The organism is Variovorax sp. LjRoot175 (genome assembly GCF_964253805.1).
Lineage (GTDB): Bacteria > Pseudomonadota > Gammaproteobacteria > Burkholderiales > Burkholderiaceae_C > Variovorax.
The window spans coordinates 5,911,009-5,935,173 of record NZ_CAXURY020000001.1; the positions used below are offsets into that span (position 1 = coordinate 5,911,009).

The 24,165-nt window shown below is 66.0% G+C and carries 26 protein-coding genes; 14 read left to right on the forward strand and 12 right to left on the reverse strand.

Annotation, left to right across the window (positions count from 1 at the left end):
* Positions 1-8 precede the first annotated feature (8 nt).
* Positions 9-3,383, reverse strand: coding sequence for an adenylate/guanylate cyclase domain-containing protein (locus tag ACSQ89_RS29300; RefSeq protein WP_436294173.1), 3,375 nt, complete (start codon positions 3,381-3,383; stop codon positions 9-11).
* 93 nt (positions 3,384-3,476) lie between these two features.
* Positions 3,477-4,379, reverse strand: a complete 903-nt coding sequence (locus tag ACSQ89_RS29305) for a LysR family transcriptional regulator (RefSeq protein ID WP_436294172.1) — start codon at positions 4,377-4,379, stop codon at positions 3,477-3,479.
* Positions 4,380-4,446: 67 nt separating this feature from the next.
* Between ACSQ89_RS29305 and ACSQ89_RS29310 the strand changes: the two genes are divergently transcribed.
* A complete protein-coding gene (locus ACSQ89_RS29310; RefSeq protein ID WP_436294171.1) occupies positions 4,447-5,223 on the forward strand; it encodes an NAD(P)H-dependent oxidoreductase in 777 nt (258 codons plus the stop codon).
* Here the strand turns inward: ACSQ89_RS29310 and ACSQ89_RS29315 are convergent, their stop codons facing one another.
* From ACSQ89_RS29315 to ACSQ89_RS29330, 4 genes are read right to left on the reverse strand one after another with little or no spacing between them, the layout of a single operon-like run.
* The gene (locus tag ACSQ89_RS29315; RefSeq protein WP_436294170.1) at positions 5,224-5,853 is read right to left on the reverse strand and encodes a hypothetical protein; all 630 of its coding nucleotides are present in this window, start codon (positions 5,851-5,853) and stop codon (positions 5,224-5,226) included.
* Positions 5,854-5,868: 15 nt separating this feature from the next.
* Entirely contained in the window at positions 5,869-6,639 is a 771-nt protein-coding gene (locus ACSQ89_RS29320; RefSeq protein WP_436294169.1) for a DUF899 domain-containing protein, read from the reverse strand.
* A 16-nt stretch (positions 6,640-6,655) separates the two neighbouring features.
* On the reverse strand, positions 6,656-7,333 hold the full coding sequence (locus ACSQ89_RS29325) for a Vgb family protein (protein ID WP_436294168.1): 678 nt from the start codon (positions 7,331-7,333) through the stop codon (positions 6,656-6,658).
* 45 nt (positions 7,334-7,378) lie between these two features.
* Positions 7,379-8,599: a helix-turn-helix domain-containing protein gene (locus ACSQ89_RS29330; RefSeq protein WP_436294167.1), complete on the reverse strand. Its 1,221-nt coding sequence runs from the start codon at positions 8,597-8,599 to the stop codon at positions 7,379-7,381.
* 155 nt (positions 8,600-8,754) lie between these two features.
* On the opposite strand from ACSQ89_RS29330, the gene ACSQ89_RS29335 reads away from it, so the two are divergent.
* The 3 genes from ACSQ89_RS29335 (at position 8,755) to ACSQ89_RS29345 (ending at position 10,129) form a co-directional block, all read left to right on the forward strand.
* On the forward strand, positions 8,755-9,183 hold the full coding sequence (locus ACSQ89_RS29335; protein WP_093107219.1) for a hypothetical protein: 429 nt from the start codon (positions 8,755-8,757) through the stop codon (positions 9,181-9,183).
* A gap of 56 nt (positions 9,184-9,239) precedes the next feature.
* A complete protein-coding gene (locus ACSQ89_RS29340) occupies positions 9,240-9,428 on the forward strand; it encodes a hypothetical protein (protein ID WP_093107217.1) in 189 nt (62 codons plus the stop codon).
* Between the two features lie 116 nt (positions 9,429-9,544).
* Positions 9,545-10,129, forward strand: a complete 585-nt coding sequence (locus ACSQ89_RS29345; protein ID WP_093107215.1) for a BPSL1445 family SYLF domain-containing lipoprotein — start codon at positions 9,545-9,547, stop codon at positions 10,127-10,129.
* On the opposite strand, the gene ACSQ89_RS29350 is transcribed toward ACSQ89_RS29345, so the two are convergent.
* Positions 10,126-10,398 carry a hypothetical protein gene (locus ACSQ89_RS29350; protein ID WP_139191689.1) on the reverse strand — a complete coding sequence of 91 codons (273 nt, stop codon included), beginning with the start codon at positions 10,396-10,398 and terminating at the stop codon, positions 10,126-10,128. The genes ACSQ89_RS29345 and ACSQ89_RS29350 overlap by 4 nt on opposite strands.
* Positions 10,399-10,835: 437 nt before the next feature.
* Here ACSQ89_RS29350 and ACSQ89_RS29355 point away from each other — a divergent pair, with 437 nt between their 5' ends.
* Positions 10,836-11,225, forward strand: a complete 390-nt coding sequence (locus ACSQ89_RS29355; protein ID WP_093107213.1) for a hypothetical protein — start codon at positions 10,836-10,838, stop codon at positions 11,223-11,225.
* 24 nt (positions 11,226-11,249) lie between these two features.
* On the opposite strand, the gene ACSQ89_RS29360 is transcribed toward ACSQ89_RS29355, so the two are convergent.
* Positions 11,250-11,879 (reverse strand): TetR/AcrR family transcriptional regulator, encoded by a 630-nt coding sequence (locus tag ACSQ89_RS29360; protein WP_436294166.1) that lies wholly within the window; start codon positions 11,877-11,879, stop codon positions 11,250-11,252.
* 87 nt (positions 11,880-11,966) lie between these two features.
* Between ACSQ89_RS29360 and ACSQ89_RS29365 the strand changes: the two genes are divergently transcribed.
* Together ACSQ89_RS29365 and ACSQ89_RS29370 are read left to right on the forward strand one after the other, a co-directional pair.
* Positions 11,967-13,178: an MFS transporter gene (locus ACSQ89_RS29365; protein WP_436296602.1), complete on the forward strand. Its 1,212-nt coding sequence runs from the start codon at positions 11,967-11,969 to the stop codon at positions 13,176-13,178.
* A gap of 109 nt (positions 13,179-13,287) precedes the next feature.
* The gene (locus ACSQ89_RS29370) at positions 13,288-13,515 is read left to right on the forward strand and encodes a hypothetical protein (RefSeq protein WP_093107207.1); all 228 of its coding nucleotides are present in this window, start codon (positions 13,288-13,290) and stop codon (positions 13,513-13,515) included.
* A 10-nt stretch (positions 13,516-13,525) separates the two neighbouring features.
* Here ACSQ89_RS29370 and soxR read toward each other — a convergent pair whose 3' ends face one another.
* On the reverse strand, positions 13,526-14,005 hold the full coding sequence (gene soxR / locus ACSQ89_RS29375) for a redox-sensitive transcriptional activator SoxR (RefSeq protein ID WP_093107205.1): 480 nt from the start codon (positions 14,003-14,005) through the stop codon (positions 13,526-13,528).
* A 99-nt stretch (positions 14,006-14,104) separates the two neighbouring features.
* On the opposite strand from soxR, the gene ACSQ89_RS29380 reads away from it, so the two are divergent.
* The gene (locus tag ACSQ89_RS29380; RefSeq protein ID WP_093107203.1) at positions 14,105-14,521 is read left to right on the forward strand and encodes a DUF3037 domain-containing protein; all 417 of its coding nucleotides are present in this window, start codon (positions 14,105-14,107) and stop codon (positions 14,519-14,521) included.
* A gap of 104 nt (positions 14,522-14,625) precedes the next feature.
* Here the strand turns inward: ACSQ89_RS29380 and ACSQ89_RS29385 are convergent, their stop codons facing one another.
* Positions 14,626-16,131 carry a tripartite tricarboxylate transporter permease gene (locus ACSQ89_RS29385; protein ID WP_093107201.1) on the reverse strand — a complete coding sequence of 502 codons (1,506 nt, stop codon included), beginning with the start codon at positions 16,129-16,131 and terminating at the stop codon, positions 14,626-14,628.
* On the reverse strand, positions 16,131-16,553 hold the full coding sequence (locus ACSQ89_RS29390; protein ID WP_436294164.1) for a tripartite tricarboxylate transporter TctB family protein: 423 nt from the start codon (positions 16,551-16,553) through the stop codon (positions 16,131-16,133). The genes ACSQ89_RS29385 and ACSQ89_RS29390 overlap by 1 nt, the downstream gene beginning before the upstream one ends.
* 223 nt (positions 16,554-16,776) lie before the next feature.
* Between ACSQ89_RS29390 and ACSQ89_RS29395 the strand changes: the two genes are divergently transcribed.
* The 5 genes from ACSQ89_RS29395 (at position 16,777) to ACSQ89_RS29415 (ending at position 22,140) form a co-directional block, all read left to right on the forward strand.
* Positions 16,777-17,298: a winged helix-turn-helix domain-containing protein gene (locus ACSQ89_RS29395; protein ID WP_436294163.1), complete on the forward strand. Its 522-nt coding sequence runs from the start codon at positions 16,777-16,779 to the stop codon at positions 17,296-17,298.
* 182 nt (positions 17,299-17,480) lie between these two features.
* The gene (locus tag ACSQ89_RS29400) at positions 17,481-19,718 is read left to right on the forward strand and encodes an NADP-dependent isocitrate dehydrogenase (RefSeq protein WP_436294162.1); all 2,238 of its coding nucleotides are present in this window, start codon (positions 17,481-17,483) and stop codon (positions 19,716-19,718) included.
* A gap of 134 nt (positions 19,719-19,852) precedes the next feature.
* Positions 19,853-20,380, forward strand: a complete 528-nt coding sequence (locus ACSQ89_RS29405; RefSeq protein WP_436294161.1) for a DedA family protein — start codon at positions 19,853-19,855, stop codon at positions 20,378-20,380.
* A gap of 96 nt (positions 20,381-20,476) precedes the next feature.
* Complete coding sequence (locus ACSQ89_RS29410; RefSeq protein WP_093107193.1) at positions 20,477-21,172, forward strand: Crp/Fnr family transcriptional regulator; 696 nt, start codon at positions 20,477-20,479, stop codon at positions 21,170-21,172.
* An 83-nt stretch (positions 21,173-21,255) separates the two neighbouring features.
* Positions 21,256-22,140: a hypothetical protein gene (locus ACSQ89_RS29415; protein WP_436294160.1), complete on the forward strand. Its 885-nt coding sequence runs from the start codon at positions 21,256-21,258 to the stop codon at positions 22,138-22,140.
* 93 nt (positions 22,141-22,233) lie between these two features.
* On the opposite strand, the gene ACSQ89_RS29420 is transcribed toward ACSQ89_RS29415, so the two are convergent.
* Positions 22,234-23,142 (reverse strand): LysR substrate-binding domain-containing protein, encoded by a 909-nt coding sequence (locus ACSQ89_RS29420; RefSeq protein WP_093107189.1) that lies wholly within the window; start codon positions 23,140-23,142, stop codon positions 22,234-22,236.
* 107 nt (positions 23,143-23,249) lie between these two features.
* Between ACSQ89_RS29420 and ACSQ89_RS29425 the strand changes: the two genes are divergently transcribed.
* Entirely contained in the window at positions 23,250-24,137 is an 888-nt protein-coding gene (locus tag ACSQ89_RS29425) for a dioxygenase (protein ID WP_436294159.1), read from the forward strand.
* The last annotated feature ends 28 nt before the right edge of the window (positions 24,138-24,165 follow it).

Below are 24,165 nucleotides of genomic sequence, written 5' to 3' on the forward strand. Positions count from 1 at the left end.
CCACTGCCTCAACGGTCGAGCTTCGTCTGCCCTTTCTGCAGCGAGTCGAGCAGCGCCTTCGTTTCGCGAAGATCGCTGAACCCGAACCCTTCGGTGAACCAGCCGTAGAGCGGCTGCAGCATCTGCCGCGCCTCGGTGCTTTTCCCCTGACGCTGCCAGAACCCCGCCAGGTCGCGGGCCGCGCGCAATGAAAAGAGCTTGGCGCCGCGCTCCTCGGCGATGGCGATGGCGTTCTGGTAGTGCGCTTCGGCGCCGGTGTCGTCGCCGTCGATCTCCAGAAACCGGCCGCAAAGCCGCAGCAGTTCGGTCTCGTAGAAGCGCTCGTCGGTCTCGCCCTGGGCAGCCTGCGCCTGGGCGATGAATCGCCGTGCTTCGTCGCTTCGCCCGGCCCGCAACAACACGTCTGCCGCCTGCGCCCCGTACTGCGAGCCTTGTTGCTTTCCGCCGGCGGACCTCCAGAGGTCATAGCCCTTCCTGAGGAGAAGGATCCCGGCCTCGACATCGCCCAGCGCAACGCTGGTCCGTCCGAGGAAAATCAAGGCGTTGGCAACCCGCGTCTGGATGCCGAAACGTTCGGACAGCTCCAGCATCTGCTTCGCTTCCGAAGCTGCCTGCGCCGGCTCGCCTTTAGCCAGCAGGACCCTGATCCAGGTTTGCCTGGCCATTGCGATCGTCGGGGGATGACCTCTGGCTTCGGCGATCTGCAACGCTTGCGCCGCGAGCGCTTCGGCCTGCTCCAGATAGCCCTGCATCCCGCGCACTCTCATGCTGATGGCGCGAATCATGACCGCCGGATCCGCCCCCGCGATGGGGTGTTCATGCGTGAGCTGCACGCTGTCGTCGAGCGCCTTGGCCTCTTCCAGGTGCGCCCACGCCTCGCCGATCTCGCCGCGCAGATAGCGGGCGCTACCGAGAACGATCGATACGCTGACGCGCAACCGCGCTTGCAGCGACGCCAGCTGCGCCGGTTCGATCTCGCGGATGCTTTCGATGATTTCGCTGTTGCTGACCGAGTTCATCGTCGGCGCCGAGCCGACCCACGCGCTCACGTAGTCCTCGACCCGTCCGAGTTCTCGCGCCAGTTCGCGCGCCCTCGCGTAGCTCTGGTACGTGGCGCTGGAGGCGTAGCCCTCCGAGACCGTCAGCGCATTGCCGAGTTTCAGCTGGAGAGCCAGCTCGAGCTCGCTGCGCGCCGGCCCGGCAGGCAAGCGGGACACGAGTGCGATGGCGGCGTTGTAGTGGCTCGCTGCTTCGCGGCTGGCGTATCGGCGCTGCGCCAGGTCGCCGGCCGCCGTCCAGTACCGGAGGGCTTCGCTGCCGTGGCCGGCTTCCTGATGATGCTGAGCCAGCAGTTCGGGATGCGCAGCGACGGTCTGCGGCTCGCTGCGCTCCAGTGCGTCCGCGATCTGCGCATGCCGCAGCGCGCGCTGGCTCCTGACCATGCTGTTGTAGGCCGTGTCCCGGATCAGCGCATGCTTGAACGCATAGCCCGCGTCCGCAGGCGTACCGCGGCGAAACACCAGCTCGGCACGAAGCAGCTCATCCAGCGCCTGGTCGAGCTGCGCGGGCGGCATCTGCAGCACCTGCGCGAGCAGCGCATGGCTGAAATCGCGTCCGATGGCTGCTGCGACCTGTGCGATCTCCTTGGCGGGAGCCAGCCGGTCAAGCCGCGCCATCAATGAATCCTGCAGCGTCGACGGAATCGCCAGCGTCTGCAGAGGACCGTGCAGCCGGTAGCCCGCCGGTGTGTCCTCGACGAGCGCGGAGGCCAGCACGGTTTTGGTCAGCTCCTCGACGAACAGCGGTACGCCGTCGGTCTTGCGGATGATCTCGTCGATCAACTCCACAGGCAGCGACTTGCCGGCGGTGACGGTTTCGATCAGCGCCGCCGACTGCCGGTGACTCAGCCGGTTCATCGTCAACCGGGTCGAAGGGTTGCCCCAGGACGGCACGTATTGCGGACGGCAGGTCAACAGCATCAGGACGCGCGCGTCGCGCAGGCCGTCGACGGCCAGGCCGATCCATTCCTCGGTCGTCGGATCGATCCAGTGCGCGTCCTCGACCAGCATGAGCAGCGGCGCCCGACGGGAAACACCGTCGATGACGTCGATCGCCGCCTGCAGCGTCGAGCTTTTCTGTTGCTGCGGCGTCTGGCCGGCCGGGGCCGGCCGGCCTCCATCCGGCAGCATCATCAGCCTGAGCAGGCAACCCAGCGCATCGGGCACGAGCGATACCCCATGGTCGCTCAGATACCGTTCGAAGCTCGCGGCGCGCTGGGCCGGTGGATCGGCCGGCGTCAGGTTCGCCGCGTTTTCCAGACCGCGCACCAGCGGATAGAGGGCGCTGTTGCTGTGAGAGGGCGAGCATTGCAGCACCATCGTCTCGCGGGCTCCGGCGGCTGTGCGTTCCCGCAGGGCCTGGGTGATCCGCGACTTGCCGATCCCCGGTTCGCCGGAGAGCAGCACGATCTGGCCCTCGCCCTCGCACGCGGTGTTCCACCGCTCGAGCAGCAGCGCCAGTTCGCTGTCGCGTCCGATCAACTGGGACAGTTGTTGTGTGTGAATGGCTTCGAAACGGCTTGCGGTCCGGCGCTCGCGCAGCACTTGCCACGCATGCACCGGCGCTTCGAAGCCCTTGAGCTCCAGCAGACCCAGCGAGTCGAGTTCGAACTCTTCACCGATGAGCCGCCGGGTCCGATCTGCGATGACGATGCAGTCAGGCGCTGCCTGGCTCTGCAGCCTGGCCGCCAGGCTCGGCGTTTCGCCGCTGGCGCTCAACTCGGCCGCCGGCGTGCCGGATCCGATCTGGCCGACGACGACGAGGCCCGTCGCGATGCCGATGCGGGTGTGCAAGGCGTGCTGGCCACCCGCTGCGAGTCGGCCGACTGCAGCGATCGCGTCCAGTGCTGCATGGATCGCGCGCGCTGCATCGTCCTCGTTGGCGTGCGGGTAGCCGAAATACACGAGCACCCCGTCGCCGAGCAACTGTGCGACGTAGCCGTTGTGTGCAGCCACCGCCGCCGTCACCGCGGCATGGTAGTCGCCGATGACGGCCCGCAGATCCTCGGGATCGAGCAGGCCGGCCAATTGGGTCGAACCGACCAGGTCGCAGAACATCACCGTCAGTTGCCGCCGCTCGGCGACATGCGCTGTCGCAGGCAGGCTAGCCGCAGCCTGCGTGATGTGGCTCGTGGGGACCTCTTGGATACCCTGCGCGATCACCAACAGGATCCGCTTGCGATCGCCCAGCGCCGCGATGCCGATTTCCTTGAGGTCTGCGTCGGTGAGGCCGGCGATGACGTCCAGTTCAATGCGCTGCGCCTCGAACATCGGCGCATAGCGCTCCATGCCGATCTCAGCAAGCCACTGGACAATTGTTTGCATTGTTCGCCACCCTCTGGAGCGAACTTGCGAGGATACGCCTTTGGTTTCTGTTTCTGCGAGATTCCAGCGCTCGCCAGAAGGCGGGATGCACGCTCAGGATTGACCGATCAGAGAGGCGACGGTCTCCCGGATCCAGCGTTGGCCGCTGTGCCCGTGGCTGCGCTCGTGCCACACCATCCCCACCGCGAAGCCTTCCACCGGGAACGGACAGTCGATCAACTTCAGCTGGTCGGCACGGTCGCGTACCAGCCGTTCCGGGACCAGGGCCACGAAGTCCGACTGGGACACGATATCTGGGACGACCAGGAACGAAGCCGCCGACAGCACCACGTTGCGCTTGAGTCCGAAGGCAGCCAGGGCGTCGTCCACCGGCGTAACGAAGCCGCCTCCGTAAAGGGACACGACGACATGCTCCAGCCGGGCAAATTCCTCGACAGTGATCCCGGCCCGCAGCCGCGGGTGCTTTCGCCGGCCGATGAGCACATAGCGCTCGTCGAACAGATGCCGGGTGCGAAGACTGGGCGGCGCGGCTTGCGGCGTCATGAGCGCCAGGTCGACATCGCCGCGCGCCATCTGTGCTTCCAACTCGGGGATGTCCAGATTGCGCTGCGCCACACGCACCCCGGGCGCCTTCGTCCTGAGTTGCACGACGAGCGGCTTGACCAGCGCGGCGTGCAGGTAGTCCGTGCAGGCGATGGCGACGGTCAGCCTGGCCTTGGCAGGGTTGAAGTTGCTGTGGGCGGCGACCGTGGCACGAAGCTGATCGAGGGCCTGGCGCAGCGGGTCGAGCAGGTCGACCGCCTTGGCGGTCGGCGTCATCCCTCGATGTGCGGGAATGAGCAGCGGGTCATCGAAGACATCCCGCAGACGGCTCAACTGGGCACTGACCGCTGGTTGGCTCAGGTGCAGGCGGGCGGCCGCCTTCGTCACGTTCTGCTCCACCAGCAAGGCCTCCAGCGTGACCAGCAGATTGAGGTCGAGGCGTTTGCTATCCATTGGATGGATGGTAGCCAAACAATTTTGCGATTTCACGGATGGCTGCGAGCGACCGAGACTTGCGTGCATGAAGAAAGTCTTGATCGTCCATGCCCACCCCGAGCCCACATCGCTGACCCGGCAGCTGGTCGAGGTCTCCCGGCAGACGCTTCGGCAGCAAGGGCATGCAGTGCTGCAGTCGGACCTGTACGGCATGCGCTGGAAAGCCGTGTTCGACGAACACGACTTCCCCGCCCGTGCCGATTCGGAGCGGCTGTCCTTCGTGGACGAGTCCGGGCATTCCTATGCCAACGGACGCCAGGCCGCCGACATCGCCGCGGAGCAGCAGAAGGTGCTTGCCGCGGACGCAGTCATCTTTCAGTTTCCGCTTTGGTGGTACGGCATGCCGGCCATCATGAAGGGCTGGCTGGACAGGGTGTGGGCCTACGGCCTCGCGTATGGCTACAAGAACGCCGGCAACACATATCGCTACGGCGATGGCGCCTTCAAGGGCAAGCGGGCCATGCTGTGCGTCGCGGCCGGTGGGCCGGCGAAGGACTATTCGCCGCGAGGCATCAACGGGCCGCTCGAGCAGCTGCTCTTTCCCATCACGCACGGCTCGCTCTACTTCCCTGGCTTCGACGTGCTGCCGACCTTTGCGGCCTATGGCGCCGGGCGCATGAGAGGGGAAGCGCTGAGCGCGACGAAGGAAGCCTGGCGTTCGCGTCTAGCGGGCCTCTTCGAGGACGCACCCATTCCCTTCCGGCGGCAGAACGGCGGGGACTATCCGGACGGCCATGTGCTGGCAAGCCATGTCGCCGTCGGCCAGAGCGGACTGCCGGCGCATGTCGAATCTGCTTGCTAGCTAGCGAAGCGCCATCAACAGCACGCCGGTGAGGGCCAGGGCCGCGGTCCAGGCCTGGCGCGGCGCCGTGCCGCTCAGCAGGCGAGGGTGCATGGCGACGCCGCGGCACACGCCGATGGCGATGACGCCGGTCGTGACCAGCATCGCAGCCGTGTGCACGCCGACGGCCGCCAGTGCCAGGACCAGCGAGCCCGACGCGGTGATCTCGCGCGCCGGATTGTCGCCAAGGCACAGCGGCACGAGCGCCGGCACCAGCATCAGCCCGGCCCCGTGCGCGGTGGTCATCAGGAAGGACCAGAGCGCGATGCCGGCGTGGCCGGCCTGCGTGCTGATGGGCGTGCGCTGCCCGGCGCCGCGCAGCCAACGGTAGGCCGCCGCGCCGACGAGCAGTGCGCCGGCCAGGCCCTGGACCAGCGTGCGGTCCATCGACATGCCCTGTGCAAAGGCGCAGGCCACGATCGCAACCGACACGGCATGCCCAACGGCGATGGGCATCAAGGCCCGCAGCGCCTGCGCCCGATCGCGCGAACGCAGGCCCCAGGCGGCGGCCCACATCCAGCCGGTGGCAGGGTTCAGCCCGTGAAGGGCGCCGACCCCTGCGACCGCCAGCCATGGCCAAAGGCTTGCCATGACGCATGCTCGATGTCAGTGGCAGGACGATCCGGCCGCAGCGGCCGGCTTCGCGGCCGCTGCCGGCTCGTAGCGGTCGTGGTGGCGCACCCATGCCATGCCCTGGCCCGCGTTTTCGTCGCGGCCCTTGGGCGTGAGGTCCAGCAGGTTGTAGGTGCCCATCATCACTTCCACGCCGCGCCCGTAGGTCGAGTAGGTGTGGAAGACTTCGCCCGCGTCGTCCTTATAGAACACGCTGATGCCGGGCCACTCCTCCCCAGCGAGGGGCCACTCGCCGTAGTTGTAGTGGAGCTTGCCCTTGGCCACTTCCTCCGGCGTGAAGCTGACGCCGAAGTCGTAGTTGAAGTCGCTGCCGTTAGAGGACACCCACTTGAACTGCCAGCCCATGCGCCGGCGAAAGCGCTCGATCTCGGCCAGCGGCGCGCGCGAGATGGCCACGAACGTGACGTCGCGATGCGCCAGGTGCACGTTCATGCCGTCGGTGTGGTCGGCCATGTAGGAGCAGCTCGGGCACCCTTGCTCCCATCCCGGGCCGAGCATGAAGTGCTGCACCAGCAGCTGGCGGCGGCCCTCGAAGAGGTCGGCGAGCGCGCGGCGGCCTTCGTGCGCGTCGAAGACGTAGTCCTTCTCGATGCGCTCCCACGGCAGCGCGCGGCGCTCGCGGGCGATCTGGTCGCGCAGGTGCGTCAGCTCCTTTTCGCGGGCCAGCAGCGTCTTGCGCTCGGCAACCCATCGCTCCTTCGACACGACGGGATGGTTCACTGTGCTTGTTTCGGTGGTGTTCATGGTGTGCTCCTTTGCTTTATGACCTGAGGCCTTTCGGACGCCGCACGGCGCGGACCTTTCCGCTCGCGCCGCCGCCGCAATAGAAGAGATCGGCCCCGTCGGACTCGAGCCCGCTGACGCCGATGCCGTGCGGCATCTCCAGCCGCTCGAGCACGGTGCCGCTCTTCGGGTCGATGCGGCGGAGTTCGCTCTCGTCGCCTTCCCATGTCCCGTGCCACAGCTCGCCGTCGACCCAGGTCACGCCGGTGACGAAGCGGTTGGACTCGATGGTGCGAATGACTGCGCCGGTCGCCGGATCGATCTGGTGGATCTTGCGATCGCGGTACTGGCCCACCCACAGGCTGCCCTCAGCCCAGGTGAGCCCCGAGTCGCTCCCATTGCCGGGCGCCGGGATGGAGGCCACCACGTCGCCGCTGACAGGATCGATCTTGTCGATGCGTGCCTCGGCGATCTGATAGAGGTGCGTGCCGTCGAAGGCGGTGCCGGCGTCGCAGGCGTGGGCCAGCGTGCGCGTGGGCTCGCCGCTCTCGGGATCGAAGGCGATCAGGCTGGCCCCGGTGGCGGCCCAGACGCGCTGGCCATCGTGGGTCACGCCGTGCACGCTGTCGGCCCCAGGGAAGGGACCGTACTCGCGCACGATCTCGGCCGCACGCGCCGTTGCCTGAGGTCTGTCCTTGCTGGTCTTGCTGCTCATCGTTGCTCCTTGTGGTGCGCCTCGGATCGGCGCCTGGAGACAACTCTAATCAAGCGCGAGCGCAGCGGGGAGTAACAAGATCGTCGTGAATCCGGCCAGCGGCGGCGCGAGCCAGCGCTGCGCCCGCGCCCGCCCGATAGCGCGCACCCTCCCCTCTGCCTCGAGCTCGACAAGCGCGCGCTGGACGGTGCGCTGACTGGCGCCCAGGGCCAGCGCCAGGGCCGAGGTCGACCAGGCCGCGCCGTCGGAGAGCAGCGCCACCAGCGATGCCTGCTCGCCGTCGATGGGCGGCGCCAGGACGACGACATCGCGCGCGTCGCGCGGCCTGAGGACGAAGCCGCGCGCGGTGGCCTCGACTTGCGCCAGCGCTGCGACGAGCGCGCGCAGGCGGCCGATCTCGACTCGCAGGCGCGCTCGATGTGTCTCGTCGGGGTGGCGGGTGCGGAACGCGCACGCGATCAAGGCTTCGCGATCGATATCGCCGGGCCACGCCTCGGCGAGCGCACGCGCCAACGCGAACAGCACCGGCCGGCGCGCCAGCGGCCGCCACGCGTCGCCGGCACCCACCCCGCGACGGCAGGCGTCAACCACCAGCGCGTCCGAGGCCAGGAGCGCTGCGACCTCGTCGAGGCGCAGCGCCTGCTCGCCGCCGTCGGACAGGCGCCGGGCGGCGGGACGATCGAGCGCAGCCCGCGCCTCCGCCACCTCGGCCAGGAGCGCCGGCACGCGTGCACGATCGGCCGCCTCGTGCGCGCGGGCGAGCGCCGCCTGCGCCGGGCCGGGGCGCAGCGAGCGCAGCGCGAGCTCGGCCGCGGCCAGCTCGGCCACCGCCGCCAGCGTCGGCGGCAGGCCGCGCGCATCGAGCGGCGCCAGCGTGGCCGCGGCCTCGTCGAGGCGGCCGAGCAGCAGGAGCCGGCGCGCCGCGATCAGCCGCGCCTGCAGCGCGTTGGCATGGTCGGCGTGCGCCTCGAGCGTGGCCGAGGCTGCCGCCAGCGAGCGCGGCGAGCCGCCGAGGTCGCGCATGGCCAGCGCCACCTCGGCCTCCGCAACGACGCAGCGAGCGCGCGCCAGCGCCTCGTGGGCGCCGAAGCCGCGGGCGGCGAGCCGCAGGAGCTCGCGGGCGCGCGGGTGCTCGCCGAGCTGGGCCATGGCGATGCCGCGCAGGGCCAGCGCCGGCGGGTCGTCGCGCAGGGCAACCCGCTTGAGGGCGCCGAGCGCGTCGCCGGCGGCGAGGGCGCGCGCGGAGGCGGCGATCAGGGAGTCCATGACGACAGGCTACCCCACCGCTGATCCCGCGCCGCGCCTGTTTGCAGGAACAGGACTTCGAAGCGTAAGCAGCTTTGCCTACCGGTCATCGAGCGCGCGATATGCACCATGGAACGCAGGCAAATGCGAAAGGACCCGCCCGCCATCGCAACGACATGCTGAAGCACGCGCATCCCGACAAGGCAGACATCGCCGCGCAGTTGGTCCGGCGAGCGGACGAGTGGATTCGCCGCGCCGAGCCGAAGGATCTGCTGCGCGTCATGCTGCGCGGTGGCCTGAGCCCGGTGATCGTCGAAGAGGGCGGCCACGTACTCACCGGCATCGATCTGAGCGACGGCCCGGGCATCCTCTCCAAGGTAGGAATGATCTGGGTCGATCTGTCGGCCGCCGAAACCCTCGCGATCTTCGCGCAGGTGTGGGGCGCTTCCGCTCCTCCTGCGAGCGTCGATGCGCAGGAAGCCTGGATAGCAGCCGACACGGTGGCCCAGGCCGGAGCGCGACGGTTCCTGCACGACGAAGTCGACGAGAACATCGCGCTGTTCGGGGCTTGCGTGGATGAATGGCTCGTATCCAATCAAGCGTAGAAACCCACGCCAGGCGAGCGCGCGAAGAGAGTTTGACCATTCCACAGGAGCCCACGATGCCCGAAAACCCCAATATTCCACTTCCACCCGGCTTGGCGTCCCAGCGGGCGGTTTACCAGGCCCTGGCCGAGCGCTTCGGCGTGCTGGCGCCCGGCGAGACGCTGTCGAGCGAACTCATGGCCTTCGCCGACGAGGTCGCGCGCATGGCCCGGGAAGACCGTGACAGCGGACGAGGCGTGGAATGACGTTGCGACGTCTCAACGCATGCCCGCGTGGAGGGTCGTCCTACATCGTCATGCGCAACAGGCTTGCACCATCAGGAATCAGGGCTCGCACTTTTGATGCTGGAAAGGAGCGAGCCATGAACGCCATCAATCTCCGAACCTTCTGCACCGCGGCAGCTCTTGCCGCCTGCAGCATCGCCTTCGTCGGCTGCACCACGACACGTCCCGACGACCGTGCAAGCACCGCTTCTTCGCGGACGTCCATCGACGCGCAGGTCGACGCCTCCCTGTCCAAGCTTTACGACGCCGTACCGGATTCACGCGAGCTGGTGGCCAAGTCCAGGGGCGTGCTGGTGTTCCCGTCGGTGGTTGGCGCGAAGCTGGGGATCGGCGCCGAGTACGGCCGGGGCGCGCTGCGCGTCGGCGGCCGCACCCAGGCCTACTACAGCACGACGGCGGGCTCGATCGGCTTCCAGGCCGGCGCGCAGTCGAAGGCAATGATCTATCTGTTCACCACCCAGGAAGCGCTGGACAAGTTCCGCAACAGCAAGGGCTGGACGGCTGGGGCGGACGCCACGGTAGCCGCCGCGACCATCGGGGCCAACGGCAGAATCGATACCAACACGATCCGCCAACCGGTGGTCGGCTTCGTGTTGACCAATGTGGGCCTGGAGGCCGGCGTTTCGCTCCACGGCGCGAAGATCACCGAGGTTCAGCTCTAGCGATCCAGGTCGTCGCGCAACCAGACGCTCGCCAAGGCGGACAGCGCAGCACCTGCGGCAGCAGCGATCAGCACCGCTCGCACGGGCTGCTCGATCACGAATTCGCGCGTCACGCCCAGCGCTCGATCGACATGGGCCTTGAGTGGCGCTGCGCCCACCGGTATCGGTGTGCAAGGCAGCGTTTTCGATATCACCTGCTCGTCGTCAACAACGGCACTGGCTTCATCCGCGACGGTTGGGGTCGCGTCATCGGGGTTCTTCGGATTCATCAAAGTCCCTTCGCTTGAAACTGCAGAGACAGCGAACAAATCCTCCCGACAGCGCCCCAGCTCGCGTGTCAGCGCCGAGGGATGCGCGACGTAGGAGCAGTGCGGACGAGAGATTGCACTTTCGGCACAACGGTCGGAGGACGATGTTTGCTGCTTACATCCGGAGTACATGCGACGTCGAAGGGGCCGGCAAAGTGATCTCACGCCGTCTCTCGGCCACTCGCAGAGAGGCAACCGGAGCACAGATCGTGTCCTTACGCATTTCTGGCCAGCTGGCATCACGGAAGCCGCCTGACGTTCACGGGCTCGAAGAGAGCACCGCCGTCGCTGGACAGAGCAGGCTGGATTCGCGTGCATGGCTCGCGCCTGGAACGCAGAGAAGTAGAACTTTTTGGTTACTGCGGTGTAACCCCTATGAATAGACGCCGAGGGCCGTCATGTTCACCCGTTGCATCGTCCGCATGCTGTTGTGCATCGCTGCCATGCCCGCCATCTCCGAAGAGCCGATGCCAGCCCAGGATCGCGTGTTTCTGAGCAAGGACGAGATCGAGAGAACCTTGATCGGCAGGGCCATTGTTTCAAACAATCTTGCGACCGGAATGATCTCGCGCTGGGAATTCCATTCGGACGGCCACGTCGACTTCGTCAACCGAAGCGGCCCCGGCAGCGCGTCGGGCACGTGGATCCTCAACGCCGATGGCTATATGTGCGTCACGATGGTGATGCGAACCGGCTGCCGCTACTGGTTCACGAAAGACGGCGCCATCGCGAACTCAAATACCAAGGGGCCCGATGCCCCGACGGTGGCCGAGATACGGTTTGAATAGCACTGCGAAGAAACTCCGCCGCCGTCAGCACGTCCTACTGACCCGCCGCCGCGACATTTTCGCGCCCTCGACGAGAAGCCCGTTCAGCAACGCCTTGAACGCCTTCACCGCGCGCTTCGACGTGGCGGCCGGATCGTCCGCATTGGCGATCCATTGCGCCGCGTGCAACGCGGCGCCGCTGAGCAGACGGGCGGCACCCTCCGGATCAACGTCGATGATGTAGCCGTCTTTCTTCAGCGCCTTGAGGCTCTCGGTCATCGAGCGGTTGCATTCGCTCTGGCTCGCCCAGGTCGAGGGATCACCGAGCACCGCGGGGCCGTCGCGCATGACGATGCGCCGGATCTCGGGCTCCAGGGCCATCTCGATGTAGGCGATGTTTTCATCGACGAAGCCGCGCCACGGGTCCTTCGCCTTGGCAGCGATGGCGCGCAGACGTTGCGACATCTCCTCGTCGATCTCGGCGATGACCGCCTGAAGCAGCCCCTTCTTGTCACCGAAATGGTGATAGAGGGCGCCACGCGTCAGACCGGCTGCGGCCGTGAAGTCGTCCATCGACGCGGCCGCGTAGCCGACCGAACCGAACGCCTGGCGCGCCGCATCCACGAGCTTTGCCCGTGTCTCGGCAAGCATCTCCTTGCGCGGTCTGTGTGCCATTGCTTTTCCTTTCATATACGCGGCGTATGTTTTTGACATACACTGCGTATGTCATTGTGCCACTGCTCATTTGCAAGGTGTTTCCCGATGCTCAACCTCTATAGCGAGATCTTCAAGCCGCCCGGAGCCAAGGGCTTTGCGGCGGCCGGCTTCATCGCCCGCCTGCCGGTTGCCATGTCCACGATCGGCATCGTCGCCATGCTGTCCCAGACGCACGGCGCGTATGGGCTCGCGGGTGCGGTCGCCGCCACGTTCGCGCTGACCAACGCGCTCGTCGCGCCGCAGATTTCCCGTCTCGTGGACCGGCTCGGCCAACGTCGCATCCTGACGCCGGCGACGACGCTTTCGGTGGCGGGCTTCATCGGTCTGTTGGTCGCGACGCATTTCGGCGGCCCGGTTTGGACGCTGTTCGCATTCGCGCTGCTCGCCGCCGCGATGCCCAGCATGCCGGCCATGGTCCGGGCGCGGTGGACGCAGCTGTACCGCGGCACACCCAAGCTCAACACGGCCTTCGCCTTCGAGTCGGTCGCAGACGAGCTTGTCTATATATCGGGATCGGCCCTGGCCGTCGGTCTCAGCGTCTCCCTGTTCCCGGAGGCCGGCCCGCTCGCCTCGACCCTGTTCCTGGCCGTCGGCTCCGCAGCCTTCATCCTGCAGAAGGGTACCGAGCCCAAGGTGCAGCCGACGGCCAAGAGCGGCGGCGCGCCGACCATCAAACTGCGCCCGGTCCAGATCCTGACCTTCGCGATGGTGGCCATCGGCGCGATCTTCGGTACGGCGGAGGTGACCGTCATTGCGCTCACGGCCGAATTCGGCAACGCGGCCGCGGCCAGTCTGGTGCTTGGCGGCTATGCCCTCGGCTCCATGTTCGTCGGCCTGGTGTTCGGCGCCTTGAAGCCCAGAATGCCGCTTTCGCGCCAATTCGCCATCGCGATCGCCATCGCGGCGGCGACGACCGTGCCGCTGCTGTTCGTAGGCAACGTTCCAATGCTGGCACTCGCCCTGTTCATCAGCGGCGCAGCGATCTCGCCAACCTTCATCACGGCCTTCGGCCTGGTCGAACGGCTCGTCCCGGCCGCCAAGCTCACTGAAGGCATCACCTGGGTGATGACCGGGATCGGCATCGGCATGGCCATCGGCTCGTTCGCCTCCGGCTGGGTCATCGACGCATTCGGCCCTGGCCAGGGATTCTGGGCTTCAGTCGCAGCCGGTGGCGTCGCCTTTCTCACCGCACTCCTCGGCCAGCGTGGCCTTACGGTTTCGCACTGCATCGGCGACCGGTGCCCGGCAGCCGCCTGAACTCGAAGTGCGGCGGCCAGCCACCACGACGTGGCGGGCTCTGTTTTCTTGCCTCCTGACTAAATTTCCGCTTGACCTCAAGTTAGGTTGAGGGATCACAGTGCGGCGCATGAACTGTGATTCCCAACCCTCCGGCCGCGTCGCGCACGCGCTCGAAATCCATCGCAGCATTGCCGCGTGCAGTGACCATCTCACGCGGAACAACGATGTCCACGCGCTGACCGCGGCGTTGATGTTGCCTTGCTACCAGGCCCAGCTCGGCCGGCTGGCGCGCGCGATGAACTCGGTGGAGAAGAGCGAGCTGATGTCGCTGCTGCTCCCCATCGACGCGGGGTGACAGCAGGCCCTCAGCCCTCCGCGCGCTGGATGACCACCAGGCGGCGTGCGCCGGGTCCCTGCGATGCCAGCTTGTCGCCAGGGTTGCGCAGCCGGCAGCGGTCGATGGACAGGCAGCCGCAGCCGATGCAGTCGTCCAAGGTGTCGCGCAGCTTCTTGAGCTGAGCCATGCGCTCGTCCAGCTCCGCGCGCCAGCCGGCGGAAAGCCGCGCCCAGTCCGCGCGGCTGGGCGCCGCCGAGGTGGGGAGGGTCGCCAGGGCATCGGAGATGTCGGCCAACGCGATGCCCACCCGCTGCGCGACACGGATGAACGCCACACGCCGGAGCACCTCACGCGCATAGCGACGGTGGTTGCTCGGCGCCCGATGGCTCGCGATGAGGCCTTTGGATTCGTAGAAATGAAGGGTGGAGACCGGGACGCCGCTGCGTTGCGCGACCTCGCCGACGGAAAGCGTGGCGGAACGATCTATGGGTTCTGGCTTGGATTTCATCGGGACCTCTCGGCCTCAACTTTAGTTGAGGTTTTGGTCCCGTAGCTTGTCTACGTTATTCGTAGAGCAAACGCATTGGCGCTCGTCCACGATCGAGTGATGGAAGGCCCTTACACCTACAGGGTCCTTCGCTACGTGCACGACGTCGGCACGGCCGAGTTCATCAACGTCGGTGTCGTTGTCGCCTCGTGCGATGCGCCCTGCGTTGCGGCGAAGTTCAACACCGACTACCGCCGCGCCAAGGGTGCCTTTCCATCTCTGGAAACCGAGATCTTTCTCGCCCGCATGACGCGCCTGCAGGCGTGCTTCGACGCTATCGATGCCGCCCGGTGTTCCGAGGTGCACGCCCGCGAAGGCATGTCCATCGAGGGATTGATCCGTTGCGTGCTGCCGTTGGAAGACAGCGCACTCCACTGGTCGCCTACTGGCTCAGGCATCGGCGGTCCGCTGGCCGCGACGCTGCAGTTGCTCTACGAGCGCTTCGTCACCAGGCATGACTCTCGACGCGGGCGTTGAGTGAAATGCCTCGTCTTGCGCCTCGTTGTTGATGTGGAGGAAGCAGCAGCACGAAGACGACTGAACGCACGACATGCTTACCAGCTTTCTCGATTCAAAGTCCACTACGCAACCGGCTGCTGAAGCACACCCCGCTTGCGCGCATGGAACACAAACGCCACCACCTGCCACGCGACGAACACGCCGATCAACGCAAGCAAGGTGCCGCTGATGGGCCGGGTGAAGAACATGGTGAAACTCCCGCGGCTCAGGAGCAGCGAGCGGCGGAAGTTCTCTTCCAGCATGGGGCCGAGGATGAAGCCGAGCATGAGCGGGGCGGCATCCAGCTCCAGCCGCATGAACATGTAGCCGACGAAGCCGAACGCAGCCGTGATGAAGATGTCTTCCATGCTGTTGTTCACGCTGTAGGTGCCGATGCAGCAGAAGAACAGGATGGACGGGAACAGCACGCTGTACGGGATCTTGAACACCGACAGCCAGTAGCGCACCAGCGGCACGTTCAGCACGAGCAGGAAGACGTTGCCCACCCACATGCTGGCCACCAGGCCCCAGAACAGGTCGGGGTGGCTGGCGATCATGTTCGGCCCGGGCTGGATGCCCTTGATGACGAAGGCGGCCAGCATCAGCGCCATCACCGCGTTCTCGGGGATGCCGATGCTCATCAGCGGGATGAAGCTGGTGCGCGCTGCCGCTTCGTCGGCCGCGGCCTGGCCGGCCACGCCCTCGATGCAGCCGGTGCCGATCTCGTGCTTGTACTTGCTGACCTTCTTGTCGATCGCATACGCGGCAAACTGCGCGATGGTGGGGCCGCCGCCGGGCAGGATGCCCAGGAAGGAGCCGATCGCGCCGCCGCGCAAGGCGCTGGGGATGATCCGCTTGAACTCGGCCCACGTCGGGATCAGGTTGATCTTGCCGTTGAAAGGCGAGCGCTCCTCGCGGGCGTCGAGGTTCTTGGTGATCTCGGCGATGCCGAAGCAGCCGAGCGCGATGCTCACAATGCCGACGCCGTCCATCAGGAAGGGCAGGTCCATGGTGAAGCGCGCGGTGCCGCTATTCACGTCGGTGCCGATCTGGCCGAGCAGCACGCCGATCAGGCACATGGCAAGGCCATTGAGCAGGCTGCCCGTGGTGACGAAGCTCACGCACACGAAGCCGACCATCATCATGGCGCAGTAGTCCGCAGGGCCGAAGAGGAAGGCCACTTCGCCGAGCACGGGCGCCAGCCATGCGAGCACCACGATGGCGATCGTGCCGCCGATGAAGCTGGAGACGCCGGCGGTGAACAGGGCCAGGCCGGTCTTTCCCTTGAGCGTCATCGCGTAGCCGTCGATGCAGGCCACGATGCTGCTGGCGTGCGGGATCTTCATCGTGATGGCGCTCACGCTGTCGCCGTATTGCGCGCCGTAGTAGATGCCGGCCAGCATGATGAGCGCGCCACCCGTGGGGATGGAATAGGTCAGCGGCAGCAGCAGGCTGATGGTGGCCAGCGGGCCCAGGCCGGGCAGCAGGCCGACGAGCGTGCCCACGGTGCAGCCGAGGGCGCAGAACATCAGGTTCTGGAGGGTGAGGGCGTGCGAGAAGCCGAACGCCAGGTTGTGCAGGACGTCCATCAGTAGAGCGGCAGGTTCAGGCCGAGCAGTTTCTGGAGGACCAGGGCCATCGTGACCAGGCCGGCGGCGATCTTGACGTTGCGCACCCATGAGTAGGAGGTGCCGGCCAGGGTGGAGCAGAACACCATGAAGACGATGCCCGCGATCATGTTCACGTACATCGAGATCGCGGCCAGTCCGCAGAGGCTCGTGAGGATGATGGCAATGTTCTTGAGGTTGAGGTCCAGGTGCACGCGTTCGACAAAACGCGAACGGATCACGGTCGCCAGGCCGACGAGGAACAGCAGGGAGCTGACCAGGGCAGGGAAGAGGCCCGGCCCCGCGCGGCTGAAATCGCCGATCGGGTAGCGCAGGGACTGGAGCCCGAAGGCCAGCGAGATCGCGATGAGGAAGAGCCCTCGGGCGAGGTTTCGATCGATCATGGGATGTTTGTCTCCGGTGTGGCAGTTGCTGACCGGCGCGAATGGTCCTGCCTTGCCACTGATCGGAATCTGACCAGCCCGTGAGGGGAAATACGTAGCGGGCGGACGTTCGATGCGGTGATGCGAGCGTCCGCTTCGCTTCCACGGCAATGTCCGATGGCTGAGGTTTAATTGCGTTTCTGCCCGTATCAAACGGCGATGCGGGCGTCGCGGAGAAACCGAGATGAGCAACGTGAGAATGTGGCCCGTCGAATCGGCCGATGCCCTCAGCCCGCTGCAACGGCGTCACGCGCCCGCCGGCACCTCTTCGGAGGATCTGATCCACTTCGGTCCGTTCAGTCTGTCGCCCACCACACACATCCTCCAGGATGCGGGGCGGCCGGTGCGACTCGGCAGCCGTGCGCTCGAGATCCTGTTGTTGTTGGTAGAGAACGCCGGCAGGTTCGTGAGCAACGCCAAGATTGTTCAAAGAGTCTGGCCGCGAAACGTCGTCGTGGACGGCAATCTCAGAGTTCATATCGCGGGTCTGCGCAAGGCACTCGGGGATGGTCAGGAAGGCCGTGACGCCGCAGAATTCACCCAAGACCGGTCGGTCGGTAGCGTGCTCAAGACGAGCTATCCGCAGCGGGCCATCGTTGTTGCCCACCTCTCTGAAGTTGCGGCCGTCCTCTTGACCAAGCACCTTCACGCTATCGCCGCGGGCGCGGCCAGGCGAGTCATGCGCAGGAGTTCTTCACCACCGTGAACCTGGCCTATACACCGGCTTGAACGGCGGCGCCTCAACAGTTGCCCGGCACCGGCGAGCCACGGCCCAAGCCCCCACAATGCCGTGCGCGCCGCGCCTCAAACTTGTTAAAGTTTGCGCCCGTTCGCCACGCAGTCAATCTCGTGGCATTGCGTTGTTGTTCAGCCCGCCCGAAAGCCACCATGACCGCCGGAAACTCCCAGATCATCTACACCCTCACCGACGAGGCGCCGCGCTTGGCCACGGCCTCGCTGCTGCCCATCATCCAAGCTTTCGCCGCGCCGGCGGGCATCGACGTCGCCACCAGCGACATCTCGGTGGCGGCCCGCATCCTGGGGCAGTTTCCTGAGGTGCTGACCGAAACGCAGCGGATGCCGGACAACCTGGCAGAGCTGGGCAAGCTGACGCTGCGGCCCGCAGCGAACATCATCAAGCTGCCCAACATCAGCGCCTCGGTGGCCCAGCTGAAAGCCGCCATCAGGGAACTGCAGGACAAGGGCTACAAGGTTCCCGACTTCCCCGAGAGCCCGAAGACGGACGAGGAGAAGGATATCCGCGCGCGCTACAACAAGTGCATCGGCAGCGCGGTGAACCCGGTGCTGCGGGAGGGCAACTCCGATCGCCGCGCGCCCAAGGCAGTGAAGGAATTTGCGCGCAAGAACCCGCATCACATGGCCGAGTGGAGTCAGGCGTCGCGCTCGCACGTCTCGCACATGCACCACGGCGACTTCTACCACGGCGAGAAGTCGATGACGCTGCACAAGGCGCGCGACGTGAAAATGGAACTGATCACCAAGAGCGGCAAGGCCATCGTGCTCAAGCCGAAGGTTTCGCTGCTCGAGCGCGAGGTGATCGACTCGATGTTCATGAGCAAGAAGGCCCTGCTCGATTTCTACGAGCGGCAGATCCAGGACGCGCACAAGACAGGCGTGATGTTCTCGCTGCACGTGAAGGCCACCATGATGAAGGTGTCGCACCCCATCGTGTTCGGCCACTGCGTCAAGATCTTCTATCGCGACGCCTTCGAAAAGCACGCCAAGCTGTTCGAGGAGTTGGGCGTGAACGTCAACAACGGCATGGTCGACCTGTACAACAAGATCGCCACGCTGCCTGAAAGTACACAGGATGAGATCAGGCGCGACTTGCACGCCTGCCACGAGCATCGCCCCGAGCTGGCGATGGTGGATTCCGCCAAGGGCATCACCAACTTCCATTCGCCCAACGACGTGATCGTGGACGCCTCCATGCCCGCGATGATCCGCAACGGCGGCAAGATGTACGGTGCCGACGGCCGGCTGAAGGACGTGAAGGCCGTGATGCCCGAGAGCACCTTTGCCCGCATTTACCAGGAGATCATCAACTTCTGCAAGTGGCACGGCGCCTTCGACCCCAAGACCATGGGCACCGTGCCCAACGTCGGCTTGATGGCGCAGCAGGCCGAGGAATACGGCTCACACGACAAGACCTTCGAGATCCCCGAGGACGGCGTGGCCAACATCACCGATCTCGATACGGGTGAGGTGCTGCTCAGCCAGAACGTGGAAGCGGGCGACATCTGGCGCATGTGCCAGGTCAAGGACGCCGCCATCCGCGACTGGGTCAAGCTCGCCGTCACGCGCGCGCGCAACTCGGGCATGCCGGTGGTGTTCTGGCTCGACGCCTACCGCCCACATGAGGCGCAGCTCATCACCAAGGTCAAGATGTACCTGCACGAGCACGACACCGCCGGACTGGACATCCAGATCATGAGCCAGGTGCGCGCCATGCGCTACACGCTGGAGCGCGTGATCCGCGGGCTGGACACCATCAGCGCCACCGGCAACATCCTGCGCGACTACCTGACCGACCTGTTCCCCATCATGGAGCTGGGCACCTCGGCCAAGATGCTGTCCATCGTCCCTCTGATGGCTGGCGGGGGCATGTACGAAACGGGCGCCGGCGGCTCGGCACCCAAGCACGTGCAGCAGCTGGTGGAGGAGAACCACCTGCGCTGGGATTCGCTGGGCGAGTTCCTCGCGCTGGCCGTGAGCCTGGAGGAACTGGGCATCAAGACCGGCAACGCCAAGGCCAAGTTGCTGGCCAAGTCACTCGACACCGCCACCGGCAAGCTGCTGGACAACAACAAGGGCCCCTCGCCCAAGACCGGTCAGCTCGACAATCGCGGCAGCCACTTCTACCTGGCGCTCTACTGGGCCCAGGCCATGACCGAGCAGACCGAAGACAAGGAACTGGCCGCCCATTTCAAGCCGCTCGCCGATGCCCTGGCCGCCAACGAGCAGAAGGTCGTGGACGAGCTCGCCGCCGTGCAAGGCAAGCCGGCCGACATCGGCGGGTACTACCTGCCGGATGTGCGCAAGACCGATGCGGTGATGCGGCCGAGCGCAACGTTCAACGCGGCGCTGGCCGCCGTGTCGGGCTGAAGGCAGGGCGCGGCCAAGACCAGACATTGAGAGGCAGAAGGAAGTCTGAGAATGGCGACGAAGAACGTCAAGCTGCGAAGCGACCAGATTGGCAAGGCATCACCGGTCGAGGTATTCGCGGTGCCGTGCGGCCAATGAGTCTTGACGAAATCACTCAGGCAACCATCGCCTTCATCCGAGCGCATGAGGCCTGGGGCGCTCCTATCGTGCTGGCCCTCGCCTTCGGGGAATCGTTGGCGTTCATTTCCCTGTTGTTGCCGGCGACCGTGATCTTGTTTGGTGTCGGCTGGCTCATCGGGGGGAGCGGCATTGCGTTCTGGCCGCTGTGGTGCGCGGCCGTCGTCGGGGCCGTCCTGGGGGACTGGTTGTCCTTCTGGATCGGCGGACGGCTGAAGAGCAATGTCGGCAACTATTGGCCCCTGTCTCGCCATCCGGACCTGATCCCGCGCGGTCATAGGCTCTTCGAGCGCTGGGGAGTGGTCGGCGTATTTTTCGGGCGCTTCCTCGGCCCCCTTCGCGCGTCTGTGCCATTGGTGGCAGGCATCTGCGAAATGCCCGCGTCTACGTTTCAGATTGCCAACATCGCTTCAGCTGTCGTGTGGGCGACCGGCATCCTGGCTCCCGGCGCGTTCGGCCTCAAGTGGCTGCAGCAGTGGGTGTGAAGAGCTCGGGGTGAGTTCGGATTGCAATTGAACGTCCACCAACGCTCAGTTCGTTCATCATCACACCGTCCAGGACCGCACCGAGAGGGAAAGCTCATGTCAACGCTCGCACTGTTCGACACCGCGGTTGCCGGCTTGACCTCGGCCTTGGCCACTCCGTCCGGCATCGTTGCGCTCTGCTCGGCTGGGGCCGCCGGCACGCTGGTGATCGTGAGTTCCTTCGTAAAGACCATGATCCCCCTGCGCTGCCTTGCGATCGGCGGCAACCTGGGCTTTCTGATCTACGGCGCGCTGCATCCGTCGCTGATCCTGGTGCTCCTGCACGGCGCACTGCTGCCGATCAACATTTTCCGCGCAGCCCAGATGGTCCGCCTCACGCGCCGCGTGCAGGTCGCGGCGGCGTCGAGCGACTTTTCCGGCGTCTGGCTGCGCCCCTACATGCGCCGGCGGCGACTGAAGAAAGATGCAATCCTGTTTCGCAAAGGCGATGCGGCAAAGCGCCTGTACTTCCTCGCTGAAGGGCAGATCGAGTTTGTCGAGATCGGGCAGACCATGGAGCCTGGCCGCTTGTTCGGCGAGATTGGGTTCTTTGCGCCTGACAAGCAACGCACGCTGACCGCCCGCTGCGCCACGAACTGCACCGTGCTGCAGATGGACGAGATGACTTTCAAGTCGCTCTATTTCCAGAACCCGGCCTTTGGATTCGAGGTGGTGACCTTGGTGGCTGGACGGCTCCTGGCTGACCGGCAGCGCCTGGAAGACCGGCTCGCGGCCGAATCGCTGGTCACCTGATCATGCGATGACCCAGCGCGAACGACCTATTGCAACTCAACAACTAGCCAGGCTCCCGATGCGGGATGACAATGTGAAACATCATGAAACGCGCGACAACACTTCGCCGCCTGGCGCTGTGGGTCTGGCTCCTGATCCTGCCGGTGCTCGCCCAGGCGCAGGCACAGCTCGGAAGCGCCGCTGCCTTGCGGGCCAAATATGACGCCGTTCAGTCGCAGTTCGACCAGAACGCCTTTGGGCGACCGCTGGTGCTCGAATCGACGGAAGCCGCCGGTCAATTGAGCGGCGATATCTTCGCAGTGTTGAATCACCCGGTCGACCAGGTGAACGGTTCGTTGAGCCAGCCCGGCGTCTGGTGCGATGTGCTGATGCTGCACCTCAACACCAAGTACTGTGTGGTGCGCGGGACAGAAAGTGCCAGGACACTCGTCGTCTCGGTCGGCCGCAAATTCGACCAGCCGCTTTCGGAGGCGCAGCGCGTCAACTTCGTCTGGCAGCCGCCGACCATCACCGACGACTACCTCAGCGTGCGATTGAGCGCCGACAAGGGGCCGCTGTCCACCCGCGACTACCGCATCGAACTCGAGGCGACGCCGCTCGGCAACGGCAAGACCTTCATTCATCTCGGCTACGCCTATGCCTACGGGGCGGCAGCGCGCATCGCGATGCGGGGCTACCTCGCGACCATCGGCGCAGACAAGGTGGGATTCACCGCGATGGGCAAGGACTCGGCGGGCCAGCCGGAATACGTGGGCGGCGTGCGCGGCGTGGTGGAGCGCAACACCATGCGCTACTACCTCGCCATCGACGCCTACATGGACGCCCCCAAACAACTGGCGCCGCGCCTCGCGACATGGTTCGACAGCACGGAGCGCTATGCGCGGCAACTGCACGAAGTGGAGCGGGACGACTATCTCGCCATGAAGCGCAACGAATACAAGCGCCTTGCAAACCCCTTGCCGGAGTAAGCGCGCCGGGGCGGAATCGCACTAGAGCCTGCCGCACGTCATCCCAATCGAGAAGCAAAGGGATTCCATCTAGCTCGTCACCGGCAGCCTCCCTTACCCCGGCCCTTCGCGCCTGAGGCTGTTACTCAACGCCGTCTTCCTCAATATCACAGCAAACGACTGCACGGCAGCCGGCTTCGCCTCCTTCAGCCGCCACAAGATCCCTGGCGTGCGTATCGGCGTCGGGCTCTCCAGCGGAATCACCTTCAGCCCCGCCATCGCCTCCGGCACCGCGTTGATCGCCACGATCGAGCCGATCATCGTGCGCGCCACCAGCGCGAGCATCGGCGCCACGGTCGACATCTCGGCCACCACGGTCGGCTCGGCGCCGCAGGCGTGGAAGCACTCGTCGAGCATGGTGCGGGTCGAGAAGGCGGATGAGACGAGCACCAGGTCTTGCCGGTGCAGCTCCACCATGCGGATGCGCTTGCGGCCGGCGAGCGGATGGTGAGTGGAGACGACCAGCACCATCTCCTCGTTGTAGAGCGGCTCGAACCACAGGCCGGCCGAGTCCTGCGGTCGGTAGGAGATGCCGAGGTCCATCTCGCCGTCCCTAAGCCGTGCGGCGATCACTTCCGCGGCGAGTTCCTCCACGCTGATGCGCACGGTCGGATGGCGCGCGAGGAACTGCGCCACGCATTCGGGGATGAGGCCGATGTTGAAGGTGTGCGTGGCGCCTATGCGCACCTTGCCCGTGAGGTTGCCGGCGCCGGGCTTGAGCAGCGCCACGCCCTGGTCCACCTCCTTCAATGCGCGCGAGGCGTAGCCGCGCAGCAGCTCGCCGGCCTCGGTGGTCACCACCTTCTTGCCGATGCGCTCGAAGAGCGGCTGGCCCAGCTCGTCCTCGAGCTGCTTGATCTGGTGCGAAAGGGTCGACTGGGTCACGTGCACGCGCTCGGCCGCGCGCGTGAAGCTCAGGCAATCGGCCAGCGCGACGAAGTAGCGCAGATGCCTCATCTCCATACAAACCCCCGCGAATGATCGATGCCATCGATCATATCCATGGAAATTCATCATTTGTCGGGGCCACCTGCGCGGCCTATCGTCCGGCCAGAACCAGGAGACAAGACATGGCGGACTACAACCAGGACAGCATTACGCAGGACGTGCTCGAGGCTTTCGCGGCGACGCCCGACCCGCGCCTGCGCGAGCTGATGACGGCGCTGGTCAAGCACATTCACGCCTTTGCGCGCGAGGTCGACCTGAAGCCCGACGAGTGGCTGGCGGCGATGAAGTTTCTCGAAGCCACGGGGCAGATCTCGACCGACAAGCGGCCCGAGTTCATCCTGCTCTCCGACACGCTGGGCCTGTCGATGATGGTGGTGGCGCTGGATCAGGCGCGCGCCAGCGGCGGCGCACAGGGCGCGACCGAGGCGACGGAGGCCACGGTGGAGGGCCCGTTCTACTGGCCCGGCGCGCCCGACATGCCGCTGGGCGCCGACATCAGCGGTAGCGCGCGCGGCGAGCCGACCTTCTACATGGGTCGGGTGACCGATGTGCACGGCGCACCGCTGGAAGGCGCCTTGCTCGACGTGTGGTCGGGCGACGGCGAGGGCAAGTACGACGTGCAGCTGAGCAGCGAGCCCACGATGGCCGCGCGCGGGCGCTTTCGCACCGATGCGCAGGGGCGCTACTGGTTCTGGTCGATCCGGCCCGCCTACTACCCGATTCCCGACGACGGCCCGGTGGGCCGGATGATGCATGCCACTGAGCGCAGCATCTACCGCCCCGGCCACATCCACCTGCAGGTCTCGGCGCCGGGCCATGTGACGCTGACGACGCAGGTGTTCGTGGGCGGCAGCCCCTACATCGACCAGGACGCGGTCTTCGGCAAGCGCGACAGCCTGGTGGTCGACTTCGAGACGCATGCGCCGGGCAAGGCGGTGGACGGGCGCGAGATGCGCGTGCCGTACCACTCGGCGAGCTTCGATGTGCGGCTTGCGCCGGTGTCGGCCTGAACTCCACTTCTCTTCTTTTTTTGCAAGG